At 54.5% G+C, this 14682-nt stretch carries 17 protein-coding genes; 4 read left to right on the forward strand and 13 right to left on the reverse strand.

The genetic code is table 11. From position 1 onward, the window contains the following. Nucleotides 1–4: 4 nt before the first annotated feature. Nucleotides 5–1126 carry a YheC/YheD family endospore coat-associated protein gene (locus O9H85_RS13590; protein ID WP_269881968.1) on the forward strand — a complete coding sequence of 374 codons (1122 nt, stop codon included), beginning with the start codon at nt 5–7 and terminating at the stop codon, nt 1124–1126. Between the two features lie 43 nt (nt 1127–1169). Here the strand turns inward: O9H85_RS13590 and O9H85_RS13595 are convergent, their stop codons facing one another. From O9H85_RS13595 to O9H85_RS13615, 5 genes are all read right to left on the reverse strand, one after another. After that, nucleotides 1170–1820, reverse strand: a complete 651-nt coding sequence (locus O9H85_RS13595) for an HAD family hydrolase (RefSeq protein ID WP_269882149.1) — start codon at nt 1818–1820, stop codon at nt 1170–1172. A gap of 96 nt (nt 1821–1916) precedes the next feature. Continuing rightward, nucleotides 1917–2441, reverse strand: coding sequence for a CBO0543 family protein (locus O9H85_RS13600; RefSeq protein ID WP_333474205.1), 525 nt, complete (start codon nt 2439–2441; stop codon nt 1917–1919). 233 nt (nt 2442–2674) lie between these two features. Further along, nucleotides 2675–3244, reverse strand: coding sequence for a manganese catalase family protein (locus tag O9H85_RS13605; protein WP_269881970.1), 570 nt, complete (start codon nt 3242–3244; stop codon nt 2675–2677). Nucleotides 3245–3283: 39 nt separating this feature from the next. Next, entirely contained in the window at nt 3284–3547 is a 264-nt protein-coding gene (locus O9H85_RS13610) for a spore coat protein CotJB (protein WP_269881971.1), read from the reverse strand. Next, entirely contained in the window at nt 3540–3776 is a 237-nt protein-coding gene (locus O9H85_RS13615; protein WP_269881972.1) for a spore coat associated protein CotJA, read from the reverse strand. The genes O9H85_RS13610 and O9H85_RS13615 overlap by 8 nt, the downstream gene beginning before the upstream one ends. Before the next feature lie 145 nt (nt 3777–3921). Here O9H85_RS13615 and O9H85_RS13620 point away from each other — a divergent pair, with 145 nt between their 5' ends. Further along, nucleotides 3922–4128 (forward strand): hypothetical protein, encoded by a 207-nt coding sequence (locus O9H85_RS13620; RefSeq protein WP_269881973.1) that lies wholly within the window; start codon nt 3922–3924, stop codon nt 4126–4128. Nucleotides 4129–4244: 116 nt separating this feature from the next. Continuing rightward, nucleotides 4245–4613: a C40 family peptidase gene (locus O9H85_RS13625; protein ID WP_269881974.1), complete on the forward strand. Its 369-nt coding sequence runs from the start codon at nt 4245–4247 to the stop codon at nt 4611–4613. A gap of 317 nt (nt 4614–4930) precedes the next feature. Here O9H85_RS13625 and O9H85_RS13630 read toward each other — a convergent pair whose 3' ends face one another. From O9H85_RS13630 to O9H85_RS13665, 8 genes are all read right to left on the reverse strand, one after another. After that, entirely contained in the window at nt 4931–5815 is an 885-nt protein-coding gene (locus O9H85_RS13630; RefSeq protein ID WP_269881975.1) for a YitT family protein, read from the reverse strand. A gap of 21 nt (nt 5816–5836) precedes the next feature. Next, a complete protein-coding gene (gene ytvI, locus O9H85_RS13635) occupies nt 5837–6886 on the reverse strand; it encodes a sporulation integral membrane protein YtvI (RefSeq protein WP_269881976.1) in 1050 nt (349 codons plus the stop codon). Nucleotides 6887–6900: 14 nt separating this feature from the next. After that, a complete protein-coding gene (locus tag O9H85_RS13640) occupies nt 6901–8268 on the reverse strand; it encodes a hemolysin family protein (protein ID WP_269881977.1) in 1368 nt (455 codons plus the stop codon). Nucleotides 8269–8309: 41 nt separating this feature from the next. Then, nucleotides 8310–9449, reverse strand: coding sequence for a radical SAM/CxCxxxxC motif protein YfkAB (gene yfkAB / locus O9H85_RS13645; protein WP_269881978.1), 1140 nt, complete (start codon nt 9447–9449; stop codon nt 8310–8312). A 143-nt stretch (nt 9450–9592) separates the two neighbouring features. Next, entirely contained in the window at nt 9593–10708 is a 1116-nt protein-coding gene (locus O9H85_RS13650) for an HD-GYP domain-containing protein (RefSeq protein WP_269881979.1), read from the reverse strand. Between the two features lie 207 nt (nt 10709–10915). Further along, entirely contained in the window at nt 10916–11722 is an 807-nt protein-coding gene (locus O9H85_RS13655) for an undecaprenyl-diphosphate phosphatase (RefSeq protein WP_269881980.1), read from the reverse strand. Between the two features lie 147 nt (nt 11723–11869). Then, nucleotides 11870–13309 carry a bifunctional metallophosphatase/5'-nucleotidase gene (locus tag O9H85_RS13660; protein WP_269881981.1) on the reverse strand — a complete coding sequence of 480 codons (1440 nt, stop codon included), beginning with the start codon at nt 13307–13309 and terminating at the stop codon, nt 11870–11872. Between the two features lie 36 nt (nt 13310–13345). Next, nucleotides 13346–13813 (reverse strand): molybdopterin-binding protein, encoded by a 468-nt coding sequence (locus O9H85_RS13665; protein WP_269881982.1) that lies wholly within the window; start codon nt 13811–13813, stop codon nt 13346–13348. A 121-nt stretch (nt 13814–13934) separates the two neighbouring features. On the opposite strand from O9H85_RS13665, the gene moaD reads away from it, so the two are divergent. Next, nucleotides 13935–14681 carry a molybdopterin converting factor subunit 1 gene (moaD, locus tag O9H85_RS13670; RefSeq protein WP_269881983.1) on the forward strand — a complete coding sequence of 249 codons (747 nt, stop codon included), beginning with the start codon at nt 13935–13937 and terminating at the stop codon, nt 14679–14681. The last annotated feature ends 1 nt before the right edge of the window (nt 14682 follow it).

Consider the following 14682-nt stretch of genomic DNA (forward strand, 5'->3'; position numbering starts at 1 on the left):
GTCCGTGGGCCGTCAACTAGGCATCTTGGCCATGTACTGGGCGGAAGGAAAGCTGGAGGAGCTTTCCTTCTTCCGCAGGTTATGCATCTATGGGCGGAAGCTGGGGCTGGAGGTGCTTGTCTTCACTCCCGACGACGTCGATGATTCGAAGGAAAGCATTCATGCCCTAACTTACAGTCATTCGGATGGCAAATGGATCAGGAAGTGGTCCGCACTTCCTCCCCTCATTTATGACCGCTGCCGTTATCGCGGAGCGGACAATTACCGTAAAATCACCAGCTTTCGCAATAAGTATAAGAACGTGGATTACCTTAGCCGGCCCTTGGCGAATAAGTGGACCGTCTATGAGGTGTTGTCCGAGCAGGAAGGCATCCGCCCTTATTTGCCCTTCACCGTTCGTTATCAAAGCCTGAAAGACCTGTCTCAAATGCTGAAGAAATACCCTATCGTCTACATGAAGCCGAAAAACGGCACAGGCGGAAGGGGCATTGTCCGGCTTCAGCGCTTGGGCAGCAGCCAAATCGTATGGATGGAGGGCCGGGATCCGAGCCGCCGCATTCTTCCGCAGCAGAAGATCCATATCCGGCAAATTCCGGCAAAATTGAGCAGTTGGAAGCTGGAGGAGCTGTATCTCGTGCAGCAGGGGATTCCGCTAGCGTTAAAAGACGGCCGCGTTCACGATTTCCGCATGCTGGTGCAAAAGGACGGCAGCGGAGAGTGGCAGGTCACCGGCTGCGCCGGGCGAATCGGGCCCAGGCTGTCCGTCACCTCCAACCTGCATGGCGGCGGCACCGCAGTCCCGATGGAAATTCTGCTGAGAAACCGCTTCGGCACGGAAGAGAAGGTCCGTGAAATCAAGAAGGATGCGTATGCGCTTGGACTGCGGGTCGTGAAGCAGCTTGAGAGCAAGTTCGGAGCGTTGTGCGAGGCAGGCATCGATTTGGCGATCGACCCTAAAGGCGACATTTGGCTGCTTGAAGTGAATCCGAAGCCGTCGCGCGAAGTGTTCCGACGGATCGGCGAAACCGCCAATTATCGCAAAGCCCACCTTCGTCCGCTGGAGTACGCGCTATGGAAGCTGAAACGCCGGAAGCCGGAAGAGGAGACTTCCGGCATGGATGAATAGAGGCGTCTCATGCCGGAGTACGCCTCTTTAATTACGGCTTGTATTATGCCTCAAGCAATTCCGCAAGCTCGCTGAATCGTTGAATGGTCGCGTCCGCACCGTCAAGCTCGCCCTCTTTGCGGAAGCCTGCATAATCGCAGCCGACCACGAACAGACCGTTGGCGTGACCGGCCTCCACATCAGAGGAGCGGTCCCCCACCATCCAAGCCGATCGGATGCCATGCTTGTCCAGCAGCTGCCGCACCAGATCGACCTTGGAACGGGTGCCGTACTCGCCTGCACTGTACAAGCCTCCCGCTTCGAAGAGCGGCTCCAGCCCCTGGTACCGGATAACGCCTTTGACGTAATCCTCCAGTCCGTTGCTGGCAATGAAGAGCTTGATGCCACGTGCGCGAAGCTCCCGGAGCGCATCCGCGACTCCTTCATAGAGTACCCCTTGTCCCCCGGCCATTCCTTCCACCTGGTAAGCCAGAAGCAGCTCGTCCGCCCGGCGGTGAACCGATTCCTCGGCGTGCGGCATAACCTGACGCCAGATGTGCTCGAGCAGCATTCCCAGCCCGCTCAGAATCGCTTGCTCCGGGGGTGTTTCTCCCTGATACAATCCTTCTTCACGGAGCTTGTCAAAGGTTGAATGATAGGCTGGAAGCAGCAGTGTTTCGGTCTGGAACAGCGTGCCGTCCAGATCGAAGATCATCGCTTCCGGCTGTGTATGCTTTTGCTTCAAATCCGTTCCCCTCCATTTATCCATATCACGTTCTATAGAATCACGATTCGGAACGATTGTCAAACTTTAACTCTGGAAGTCCATTGTCATTACGTTTTGCAGCGGAACCTTAAACCAAAGGAGCAGAATGACAATAATGACTGCGGAAACGGCATATGCATAGCCCGCCCGTATATAGTGAAGCCGAAGCATCGGGAACATCATGCAATCAAAGGCAAAGGACCAATACCAGTTCCAGCCGTGGTCATACACGATCCTGCCCGTCATTGCGAACAGCAGCTCCACCGCGGCATAAATGGCGATCCACTTAACATATCGTTTCGTACGGCCCATACGACGTTCAGGAAAATGATGTAAAAAGAGCAGTGCAGTGCAGGGGAAAACGATCAGTGTATAGAACATTTCGTTCAGCACCGGATAAATCGGAAAGTCCGGCTCAAACGCCCATAGCTCGTACCTTGAGGTTAGCACGAAATAGAGCAGATTGCCCGAAACCATGTACAGCATGGTGCTGTGGCACCGTTCCCAAGCCGACCAAGCTTTAGAACGCCAAGTGCAATACAGCGCAATGAGTGCGACGGCAGCGTGAATGAGGCTCTCCCCTTTTCATGTAAATCATCCCTATCGTTATTTTTTCCAAATTTCTGTAAGTTAATCTATAGGAGAAGAAATTCGCAGAACCGGATTATTAGCTGCCGAAGCGCAGCTTCGCTGTGACGCGCTGACCGGCATAGCTGCCCGATTCCTGTCCAGCGCCGGAGCAGATTGCCGGCGCTGGGGGTGCGTTTCGTCCGTTCACGAACGCCTGCTGACAGCTATCAAAGCTAGAATACTTTCTTATTCTCCTGATCGCTCTTCAGCATCTCTACCGCTTCCCGGAAGCGCAAGGAGTGGATGATCTCCCGCTCCCGCAAAAATTTAAGACCGTCCTGCAAATCCACATCGTCGGTCATATCGATCAGCCATTGATACGTTGCTCTCGCCTTCTCCTCCGCAGCGATATCCTCATACAAATCCGCAATCGGATCCCCCTTTGCCTGGATATAGGCCGCCGTCCAAGGCACTCCGCCCGAGTTCTCATAGAACAGCGCCCGGTCATGCTGAACGTAATGATCGTCCAGCCCTGCGGCCTTCAGCTGCTCGACCGTAGCATCCTTGGTCAGCTTATAGACCATCGTCGCTATCATTTCGAGATGGGCAAATTCCTCCGTGCCGATATCGGTCAGCAGCCCGATGACCTTATCCGGAATCGAGTAGCGCTGGTTAATGTAGCGCAGTGCTGCCGCCAGCTCTCCGTCGGCTCCCCCGTACTGTTCCAGCAAGAGCTTCGCCATTCTCGGATCGCATTTGTTCACTCTGACCGGATACTGCAGCTTCTTTTCATAAATCCACATGCCGCCGCTCCTCTCTGCGGTTAGCCGCAAGCTTCGTCGTTATACCTGCCAAGGCCAGGGCGTCTCGACCCACTGCCATGGATACTTGGAATAGCTATGGCCGAAGTGCATCAAAGGACCGAACTCCAATTGATATTGATGAGCTACCTGCATTCGCTTTTGCGCGAATTGATTGTACTGCTGAATCGCATGCCCGTCGTTCGGGTGCGTATCGAGATAAAGCGTCAGCTCAACCAGAACGAAATCAAGCGCCTGCAGCTCCTCCAGCAGCGTGTAATAATGCCCGGGAAACTCTTTATTCACGGCTCTGTGCCTCCCTCCAGTTCAACTCGGATTGCTTGGATATATACGGACTGTACAAGGCAGGCCACAGCGTTCCGCATTTTAAAGCTTGCAGCGGGGAATGCTGCGGCAAGCCCATCGGCTGATATGGGATATATAGATTCGGCGGGGTTGAGTAGGTCTTCGTATACAGCGGCGGACAAGGGTCGCACGGACCGACGAACGGGTGCCATACTTTCACTTGATCCATGGAAGATTGCTCCTCTCCTGTTGTTTTCTTGGTCGCGCGAAGAAGTTCTACCAATATTTATACATTGCCCGGCTGTCCATTATGCTTATATGATGGGAATAACTTGGTTCATCAGACATACATGGAAAAGGAGACGTGAATTTCCTTGCACAAGAAGCAACCGCTTTCAAAAGTACTTTCCGCCTCTCTCCTCACTGCAATCCTGCTCGCGGCCGCTCCACTGAATCAGCCGACGGCTCATGCGGCTGCAGCCTCATCGGCTGCCGTGCTGGCTCAAGGCATGTCGGGAAGCAATGTCTCCGGCCTCCAGAGCGATCTCAAGACGCTCGGCTATTTTACATACCCAAAATAACGGGTTATTTCGGCTCCATTACGGCCCAAGCCATAAGCGACTTTCAACAGGCTTACAGTCTGCCGGTATCCGGCACGGCCGATTCCGTCACCCGAACCGCCATCGCGCATGCCTTGGTGAAAAAACAGCTGCTGGCCGACACAAGGAAGTATATGTATACTCCTTATGTGTGGGGAGGCTCTTCTCCAAGCGGGTTCGACTGCTCGGGCTTCGTCTACTATATGTTTACCACGCACGGCATCGCCATGCAGCGGGACGGCTCAGCCGTTATGGCAGGCTGGGGAGCGCATGTCGACCGGTCCAGTTTAATGCCCGGGGACCTCGTGTTCTTCGAAACGACCGATCAGGGGATCGTATCCCACGTCGGCATTTACGTAGGCGGCGGCCAGTTCATTTCGGCTACCCGCTCCAAGGGCATCTATACCCAGAGCATGGACACGCCGTATTGGTCCTCCCACTATCGGGGAGCTAGACGCTATTATTGAAGCACGTCATTTTATAACCTCATTTCCATTTACAAAAAAAAAGCCCGGCGAAGGATCGCCGGGCGGTCAGATTGACGAGAAACCCGGATATGCAGAAAAATACAAAAGGTAATAGGTGGGGTATCCCCTGCAGGAGCGTTAGCGCCCGCCTTTGTTATCGGAAAATTACCGCTGCACAGCGAATAAATTGAACATTTTACGGGTAACAACAGCGGCCGGAGGGGAATACCCCACCGGAGTACCAAGGCAGATTTCTCAATTTCATGGGTTTCTCTACAGCCTCACCGCCAGGCGAAAAGATCGCCGGGCGATTTTTCTTAGTGAATATCTTTTTTCTTGAAGCGTCCGCCCTTCACATCGTGAATGTTGCCAACGGCCAGGAAAGCGGTAGGATCCAGCTCCTCGACGATCGACTTCAGCTTCGCTTCCTCCAGCCGCGTGATGACGCAAAAGATCACTCGCTTGCTGCCGCCGGAGAAGCCGCCCTCGCCTTGCAAATACGTTACGCCGCGGCCCAGACGCTGCATGATCGCTTCCCCGATGTCGCGGCTGTTTTCGCTGATGATCCATACCGATTTGGACTCGTCGAAGCCTTCGATCGTGACATCGATCATTTTGAACGCAATATAATACGCGATCAGCGAGTACATGGCGTGATCCCAGCCGAAGATGAAGCCGGCGCTGCCCAGAATGAAGAGGTTGAAGAACATGACCACTTCGCCCACGGAAAAGGGGGTCGATTTGTTGAGCAGGATGGCCACGATCTCCGTGCCGTCGAGCGACCCTCCCGAACGGATGACCATCCCGACGCCGATGCCGAGAATGACGCCGCCGAATACGGCCGCGAGCAGGGGATCGATGGTAAACGGTTGAACCGGGTGCAGGAGGCTTGTGCCGGCCGACATGATCATAACCGCAAACAAAGTGGAGAAGGCAAAGGTCTTCCCGATTTGCTTGTAACCGAGAAACAAAAACGGCAGGTTAAACAGCAGCAGGAACAGCCCGATCGGAAGACCCGTCAGATGGGAGGTAATGATGGAAATGCCGACGATGCCCCCATCAATAATGTTGTTCGGCACAAGAAAAATTTCGAGCCCAACCGAGACGAGTGCCGCTCCTAAAAACATCAGAACAGCTCTTCGAAGCAGCTTGGCCCTGGTGATCCTCGGATGCTGTCTAATTTGCGGGAAACCGTGCTCCATACCATTCCCCCTTAGGCAGGTTTAACTATCCAGATGAATGTTAATCTTCAGCAGCCCTACCCGGCGCAGCGCTTGATAGACGATAATGACGACAGGGCCGAGGAGCAGTCCCAGCACCCCGATGAGCTGAAAGCCGACATACATGCTGACAAGCGTAGCCAAGGCGTTGATCCCGACGGCATTGCCTATAATTTTCGGCTCGATCAAACGGCGGAACACCATGATAACAATTAAAAGGATTAAAAGGCCTATGCCCAGATGAAGGTTGCCGGATAACATGCAATAAGCGGCCCAAGGAATCAAAACCGCGCTGGTGCCGAACACGGGCAAAACGTCTACAATGACGATAAGCAGCGCCACCGCGAGGGGGTAGTCCACCCGCAGCACCAGCAATCCGATCAAGGTCACGACATAAGTGAGCAGGCTGATCATAAGCTGGGCAAAAATAAATCCGAGCGTAGCACGGCGCAGGTCGATCAAGACTTGGTTGACTTTTGACTGCGAGGCTTTGTCGAACAAATTCAGGAAAGAACGGTGCAATGAAGGAAGACTGAGCGAAATCAAGTACAAACCGATAATAAATACGAAGAAAAACACGAACATGCTTGGGATCGTCTTCGCGACGCTCACGAAATAGCCGGAAACCGCCCCGACGATGACCTTCGCATTTTCGGTCAGCATGTTAAGGCCGGTCTCGACCCAGCCTTGAATTTGCACTGCCAGGCTATAAGGAAGCGTTTCGTAGAATACGCGCGTCTTCGCCGTCGCATCCTCAAAGAACAGCCTCGCTTCATTCAGGTAATCGGGCGCGTTCTTCCAGAATTGAATCAACTCCACGATCATCTTGAAGCCGATCAAATAAACAAAGCCGAAGAGAAGAGCTGTGAACAGCGTGCATACCAAGGCGGAGGCAACGCCTCTTCCGGCCCGTGTCAATCTCATCACAAGCAATACCAGACCCTCCAGCAGGATGGCGACCAGCATGGCCAGCAGGAAAGGAAAACCCGTAGTAAACAATCCATACAGCAGCACCAAGCCGAGGGCGCAAAAAACGATCGTCCGGAGCGACATGCCGGCCAGCCTCCCTATTCGTTATGCTGGTGAACCAGCGTATCTTCCTTTACTTCCTTCGGCAAGCGCCGGATGGAAACCCTCAGCACGCGCAAACGTTCCAGCTCCGTAATCTCGTAGGAGAAGCCCTCATACTCCAGCTTCTTGCCCTTCGCTACAACGCCCTCCAGCTGCTTGAACAGCCAGCCGCCGATGGAGTCCACCTCCTCGTCCGTAATCCCGAGTCCGAGCAGGTCATCGAGATCTTCGAGGAGCACCCGGCCGTCCACGGAATATATTTCGCCGATCTTTTCAATTTCGGGCCGCTCGCTCACGTCGAACTCATCGTGCAGCTCGCCGACGATTTCTTCCAGGATGTCTTCCGATGTAATCAGTCCCGCGGTTCCCCCATATTCGTCGATAACGACGGCCAGCTGGGAACGCTTCTTCTGCATCAGCTTGAGCACATGGCTGATTTCCATCGATTCCGGGACCATGAGCACCGGACGCAAAAATTCTCGAAGGCTGTGCTCGGTGTCCGGATCCGCCGTCAAGATATCTGTAATATGTATAAAACCGATAATTTCATCCTTGTCGCTGGTCGCCACCGGGTAACGCGTATGCTTCGACTCATAAACGATCTTTAAATTATCGGCAAACGATATCTCGGTGAACAAACAGTCCATATCGGTCCGGGGGAGCATGATTTCTCTGGCCACCCGATCGGAGAACTCGAAGATGTTATCGAACAGCAGCAGCTCGTCCTTGTCGATGATTCCGCTGCGGGCGCTCTGATTCATCAGGATGCGGATTTCTTCTTCCGTATGGGCCGCCTCATGCTCGGTTGCCGGTTGAACCCCGAGCAGCCTGATCACGCGATTCGCGGCGCCGTTGAGCAGCCAGATCGCCGGTTTAAAAATTTTGTAGAATAGCATGAGCGGAGCGGACAGCCATAAGGAGGCGCCTTCAGATTTTTGAATCGCTATCGACTTCGGCGCGAGCTCCCCTAATACGATATGCAGGAAGGTAATGATGCAGAAGCCGATAAACACGGACAGCGCATCTGCGTACCAGGCGTGCTCCATACCAATCAAGGCAAAGAACGGATCGACGATGAGGTGAGAGATCGCCGGCTCCCCTACCCACCCAAGCCCCAGGGAAGCCAGCGTAATCCCCAACTGCGTGGAGGACAGGTAAGTATCGAGCTTATGCGTAACCGCAAGCGCATATTTGGCCTTGCCGCTGCCCTCGGCTGCCAATTGCTGCAGCCTTGTTTGCCGTACCTTCACCAGCGCGAACTCGGCCGCTACGAAAAATCCGTTCAGGCAAACCAGGAATATAATCAGGACAAGATTGAGTGCGATGGAACCCCATTCAAAGCCGGTACCATGATCCGTAGGCAAGAACGTCAAACTCCTTTGCTTGTATATTGTTGCTTGGATGCTTACACCACTGCGGCGCGTTTCAGGAAGTCGACGCCTTTATAATAAGTATCCGCGACGAGCAAGTTCGGGCCGCAGCAGCCTGCCGCCGGACAGTGGCACTGAACGGTGCCGTTCAGCGGATGCTGCTTCCAACGGGCGAATACCTGCTCTAAGGTGTCATGATGTATATTACCCAATGAAGGAACATCAGAAAAATCCGTTACATATACGTCTCCCGTAAACAAATTCACATTCAGCCGGTTGCGGCCGTCCGGATCGTTGCGCACGGTCAAATTGGGCTCGTCACGAAGCCGGAGAACCAGCTCCTGATCCTCCTTGTTCCCGCTGCACGCATAGAACGGGAGCGTTCCGAACAGCATCCAGAGGTCCGGATTGCGCTGATCGAGCAGGCCGTGCATCGCCTCCCTCGTCTCCTCCAAGGAAAGCACAGGCAGATTGGAGGCGAAGGCGCTTGGATACATCGGGTGCACCTCGTGTCGGCGGCAGCCCATTTCATCGATCAGCCGATGGATGCCAGGCAGCTTCTTATGCGTTCGGAAGTTGATCATGGATTCCGCAGAGACGAACATGCCGCCCCTGGCGAGCGACTTGGTATTGTCCACCATCCGCTCGTAAAGCTTCGCCGCGGTATCCCGGGATACGCTCCTGTCGGTGCGGACGAAGCCCACCTGATGGAAATCATCGGCGTTCATATAGTTGAAGGAAATGTGCATGACATCCAGATAAGGAGCCATGCTCTCGTAGCGGGAAAGATCCAGCGTGACGTTCGAGTTGATCTGCGAACGTACGCCGCGTTCCCGGGCATACCGCAGAATCGGCACGATATAGTCGCGAACGGTATCTTCGCGGTAGCTCGGCTCCCCGCCCGTGATGCTGATCGTCTCCAGGCCTTCCACCTCGTCAAGCCGCCTAAGAATGGCGGCGAGCGGAATGCGGGGCCCTTCGGTGAGCGCCAGCGTTTCTCCTACCGCGCAATGCTCGCAGCGCATGTTGCACAGCTGGGTTACCGTCAGCTCGACGCTGGTCAACCGGTGTTCGCCGTAACGGCGAAGGGAGCGGATCGGATCCCATGGATCGTTCTCCGGTGTAATCGGCAAGAGCCCCACAGGGCTTGATGATAAAATGTTTGCTTGATTCATGTTGGTTTTTCCACACCTGACTATTCAAAATAAAGGTCTATTTCATATTATTACCCATTGTATCGTAATTCGATTGAAAAGAAAACCGAAGGGAAAAGCCCGGTCATCCGCAAGCTGACGGAAACCGGGCCTTCCCATAGCATTTAAACCTTCATCGCATCGTTGTATTCGGAGCCGTCATGGACGCCAGTAATCATCAGCGTCAGCTTCTCGGATAAATCGACTTCATGCGGCGCGGCAAGCTCCTGCCCCTCCGAATCGAGCAAAATGCGTACGATCGGCCGTTGGGGAACGATCGAGTTCAAGTTGACTACAACGCCGGTTTCTCCCGTGTTCAGCGTGACCGAAACCCCGATCGGATAAATCGCAATCTTGTCGCGAAACAGCTCGATCATCTGCTTCTCGTACAGTGTCCCCGTACCTGTGAACAGGATTTCCATCGCTTGATGCGGCAGCATGGCGTTCCGGTAAACCCGATGCGTCGTCATGGCGTCATACGAATCAACGAGGCCGATCCATCTGGCGTATTCGTGGATTTCATCGCCCTTCAGGCCTCGGGGATAACCGCTTCCGTCCAGGCGCTCATGATGCTGGAACGCGCAATGAGCCGCCAGGAGGGGAATATTGGGCTCGTCCTTAAGGAATTGAAAGCCGAACGTCGTATGCTTCTTGATCCGCTCGAATTCGCCGTCGGTCAGCTTCTCCTTCTTGCGGAGCAGCTCGAGCGGGATTTGCGTTTTGCCAATATCGTGCAGCAGCGCCCCCAGCCCCAAGATCATAAGCTCGTCGCGCGAGTATCCGTAAGACATCCCCAGCATCGTCGCATAGATACAGACGTTCAAGGAATGTTGATATAAATATTGGTCCATGACGCCGATGTTGGTCAGCATGATCATGGCGTCTTTATTGCTGCTAAGATCATCCAGAAGCAAATCCATAATGCCCCGGAATACCTTCCCCATCTGACGTCCGTTCGCGAGCTTCTTCTTCACTTGATCATCCATTACCACGCGAAACGTTTGACGGATTTCCGACAGGGCACGGGCGCGCGTCTCGTCCGTGACGCTCTCCCGGATGACCAAATCCCGGGTTCTCGGATCGTCGATGTATACGAAATCGATGCCGTGATCGCCCAGACGCTTGATCAGATGGCTTGTGAGCTCCATCCTCTCGCCAAGCAGCGTTATGCCTTCTTCGTTATATATTCTTTTCCCCAGTTTCATTCCGGGCTTCACCATGCTGAGGGGCATCAAGCGCATAAAAGCGACCACGTCTTCTTTCTAAAGAAAAATTTAGAAAAGTCCTAGTTTAATTTAAGCGTATAAGATTATATCGAAAAGAGCAACAAATTTTTTAATTTTTTTTACATAATTCGCCAAATTCGACTCATAAGCCGAAGTTCTTTGAAAGCACAAAAAAAGGCCGCCGGTGAACCCAAAGTCCGCCGCGGCCTTTTCGAATGCATGTTACCGGAGTAAAAAGAAGAAGAAGAGTATGGCGATAATAAACCGATAGTACGCAAAATACGACAGCGACATGTTCTGCACAAAACGGATAAAGGTGACTACCGCCAGCAGCGCGACGACAAATGACACGATAAAGCCTGTGGCAAAGAAAGTGATGTCTGCGGAAGAGAAGCCGTGCATGCTCTTCAGCATTTCGTATCCAGTCGCCGCCACCATGACGGGAATGGCGATGATGAACGTGAAGTCTGCGGCTGCAGCGCGGCTGGCACCTGCCAGCATTCCGCCGGCGATGGTCGATCCGGAACGGGAGAAGCCTGGCCACAGGGCAATGATTTGCCACAAACCGATGAAGAAAGCCTGCTTGTATGTCAGCTCGTCCACATCGTTCGCCGTAATGCGGGGCTGGAATTTCTCGCCGATGATCAGCAGAATGCCGCCCAGCACAAGTCCAATGACAACGGTTGTTGGCGAGAACAGCTTTTCTTTAATGAAATGGCTTGATAAATAAGCAACCGCCATTGTCGGAATAATGGCAATCAGAATATGGATCAGATTGAGACCGCGGCCTCTTCTCGGCTTTTCCTTGCTGAGTCCGAAGAGCCTTAAGATGCGTTTCCAATACACGACGACGACCGCGAGAATCGCACCGAGCTGAATGACGATCTCGAACGTCTTCATCATTTCATCCGAATCCGGAATGCCGAGAAGCGATCCGGCCAGAATCATGTGGCCCGTCGAGGAGACCGGCAGAAACTCCGTCAAACCTTCCACGATGCCGATAATTACTGCTACCCATAAATCGTACATAAGTTCCTCCCACATTGTTACGGTAAAATATGTATTTTCGTCAGCCCCTGTGCATGGATTGGCACAGGGCCTTCTTTATTCTAGCCTGTGCCGCTTACTTTGTACATGCCTAAACACGGAGTGAGACGGAAAGTTTACAAAACCTTTTCAAATCTTAACCTTTTTCCAGCGCATTCTCGTGCTGTCCTTCAGTCCTTGAGCGTCATTCAGCTCCCGGAGCAGCACATCCCTCAAAAACTCCGGAAGATAATATTCCACTTCGGTTCCCTGGCTGATGGACATGTACCCGATCCCGAATGTAAACATATCGATCGTACCGATCTTGTAGCTTGCTTCAAGCTCGAGCGGCCGGTCTCCTACTAGCACGCTGCGTATTTTCCCCAGCTCCGGCCCGGCCGGATCATATTCAACCGTCAGCCCGTCCACGCAGAGCGTTCCAAGTACCTTGCCTCGAAACCCGAAGCCGTAGATCGGTTTGCCCGTGTACTCGGGCAGGAGCGACTCCTCCAGCGCCTGCAGCAGCTGACCGCCGGTCAGTCGCATCCGGCAAGGATTAATCGGCGAGGGACATAGACGCAGCAGATCCGATGCGGTTACCGTCCCCGCAGGAAGCCCTTCCAGCAGCTGACCGGCATTGACAAGTCCGATATCGGCTCCGACCCAGCGCCTGAGTCCGGCAGCCAGCACATTGCCGAGCGGCGACTCCCTGTCCCATTCGGAGGGCAGCGGACTCGCCAGCTTCGCCACTTCCCGCTCCAGCACCCGGCTCGCCTCCGCCGCACGGCGCTCAATGATGTCCGCGATTCCCGGATCAGGCGATTCTCCGTCGACCGGCAGCACGCGGCCTTCCGCGTGAACGACGCCGCGGCCCGGCTCCACCTCCAGATCGACAACCCCGACGTATTGGCCGAATTTACCGGCTGCGCACACCAGCGCGCCGCCAATGCGAAGCGGCTCCTCCAACAAATGGTGCGTATGGCCGCCCAGAATGACGTCAATCCCGTCGATATGCGACGCCATCCATTCGTCCTTCCGAAGCCCGAGATGGGACATCACGATCAATACGTCCACCTCGGGACGCAGCTCCTTCACCCAACGTTCCACCTGCTCCATCGGATCCAGCATATGCCAGCCGAGCAAGCTGTAGAAATCCGAAAAATCGGCCGTTACCCCGATCAAGCCGATGCGGACACCCTGCCGCGTGAGGATGCACGACGGCGAAGCCCACTCCGGCAGCCGGCCGGCAGCGGCTTCGTACATGTTGGCGAGGACGACCCGGAAGCCATGCTCCTCGCCGTAGCGTTCCTGCAGCACGTCCGCCGTAAACGTCAAGCCTTCATTGTTGCCCAGCGTGATCGCATCGTATCCCGTGGCCTCCAGCACGTCGATATTGGCGGCGCCCTGCGTGCCTTCCGTTTCCGGACGCATTCGGTCCATATGGTCGCCGATATCCAGCGTCAACGTCCGTTCCGCTCCCGCTTCGTCCCTCAGTCTATTGAATAGCGATGCGATCCGAGGCATCCGCTCGAAATGGCTGTGGATATCGTTTGAATGGAGGATGCGCAAGCTGGAGCAATTCCGTGTCATGAACGGCACCTTCCTTCTCTATGCATGCAGGCTCGCTTAGAAGCGGCCCCGGAATTCCCGAAGCTCGTCCGGCGAAACCTTATTCTTGAAGCCGAACTCCGATTCGGAGGCTTCCTCGTTATACAGCAGATGAATGGCCACCACGCTTTTCACATTCAAGCATGCGCTGTTCCCGTCCGGTACATACAGACGGATCGGATAACCCTTCTTGAGCGGCGTACCGTCCTCCTGGGCATACAGAAAGAGGGCCTGATCCAACTCGGTCCAAGGGATTGTCGCTTGGAACTCGTCGGCCGCCACCACTCTCAAATGCGTAGGCACCGGGCCATCCGAACCCTTGCGCTGCTGACGCCATGCCCCGTACCAGGACAGCCAGTCGAAGGCTCTTCCTGCGACTCCCTCCACCCGCTCGCCAGCGGACAAGTGGACCGGCGCCAGCGCCGACAGCTCTTCCACGCTGAACTTCCCTGATCCGTTCATTTCATCGTAAACATGAATTTCCATCCCCATTCCCCCATCCCAATCAATACTAAACATTATATCATTAAGCGGTCAAAATATGGTATGCTGATTGGAAAACAGATGATCCGCCGCCCCGGCAGATCAGGGAAAGGAGTGAACCCTCATGCAGCTCAAGCTGCTCATGTTCGCCGGCTTGGCCGAACGGTTCGGAGGCCCCGTCCTCGACGTGTCGCTGCCGGAAGAATCGATCACAGCCGGACAATTGAAGGCTTACTTAACCGACATCCATCCACAGGCGGCTTCCGTTATCGCCTTAAGTTTCGTTGCGGTGAATCAAGAATATGCGGAGGAGGAAGGGGTGATCCGCGAGGGAGATGAAGTAGCCTTGATCCCTCCCGTATCGGGCGGCGAAGCTCCGCTCGTCGAGATCACCCGCGGACCCGTACGGGTCGAAGAAGTAACCGCCAAGGTGCTTCACCCGAACCATGGGGCTGCGCTGACTTTTATAGGAACGACAAGGGAATTCACGCACGGCCAACGAACGACGCTGCTGGAATACGACGCTTACGAGCCGATGGCGCTGAAGACCATGCGGCAAATCTGCAGTGAAATCGACGAGCGCTGGCCGGGTACATTAAGCGCCATTACGCACCGGATCGGACCGGTGGCCATCGGCGAAATCAGCGTCGTGATTGCCGTATCCTCGCCGCATAGGGACTCGGCGTATGAAGCGAGCCGCTATGCCATTGAACGGCTTAAGCACATCGTTCCGATATGGAAGAAGGAGATATGGGAGGACGGCTCCGAATGGAAAGGGCATCAGCTGGGCCCTTGGAATCCGGTTGCGCCCCCCGAGAAGATCGGTTCTTCAATCATTTCGAACAACCCGGGAGGAGACAACCATGAATAAG

The sequence above is a fragment of the Paenibacillus gyeongsangnamensis genome (genome assembly GCF_027533625.1).
GTDB lineage: Bacteria > Bacillota > Bacilli > Paenibacillales > NBRC-103111 > Paenibacillus_G > Paenibacillus_G gyeongsangnamensis.